We start from the raw sequence: 692 nt of genomic DNA, 5'->3' as shown, positions 1-692 counted from the left end.
GGCGAGCGCCCCCGCCTTTACCGGCGGGGCGCAGGGCGCGGTCGAGGGCCACGTGGACGTCGCCGTGATCGGCGGCGGCTTCACCGGGCTGTCGGCAGCGCTGGCGCTGGCGCGGCAAGGCGCCAGCGTCATGGTGCTGGAGCAGGGGCAGGTGGTCGGCGAGGCTTCGGGACGCAATGGGGGTCAGTGCAATAATGGCACGGCCCATGATTATGGCGCGCTATCCGCCCGCTTCGGCAAGGACATCGCCAAGGCCTACTATCGCGCCCATTGCGATGCGGTCGACATGGTTGAACGGATCGCACGGGAAGAAGCCATTGATTGCGCTTTTCACCGGTGCGGCCGGGTGAAGCTGGCCGCCAAGCCGGCCCATTATGAAAAGCTGGCGCGCGCCCACGATCTGCTGACGGCGGAAGTGGATCAGAATGTCCGCCTGGTGCCGCCGCAACGCATTCGCGACGAAGTGGGGTCAGACGCCTTCCACGGCGCGCTCATCCAGACGAGCAGCGCGCAGCTGCATCCCGGCCGCTTCGGCGTCGGCCTGGCCGAAGCGGCGGCGCGGGCAGGCGCGCGCATTTACGAAAATGCGGCGGTCACGGGTCTGGACCGCCTGCCCAAAGGGTGGCGGGTGACCACGCCCAAGGGGCAGGTCAGCGCCGGCCAGGTGCTGGTCGCGACCGGCGGGGCGCCAG

1 protein-coding gene is annotated in these 692 nt (G+C 69.7%); it reads left to right on the top strand.

The window, feature by feature from the left end:
• Positions 1-692, top strand: a 692-nt coding sequence (locus tag C100_RS33155; protein WP_024019334.1) for an NAD(P)/FAD-dependent oxidoreductase, incomplete at both ends; no start/stop codon positions are given.

The sequence above is a fragment of the Sphingobium sp. C100 genome, from assembly GCF_000508185.1.
In the GTDB taxonomy this organism is placed as follows: Bacteria; Pseudomonadota; Alphaproteobacteria; order Sphingomonadales; family Sphingomonadaceae; genus Sphingobium.
This window is presented reverse-complemented; position numbering and strand designations above follow the sequence as displayed.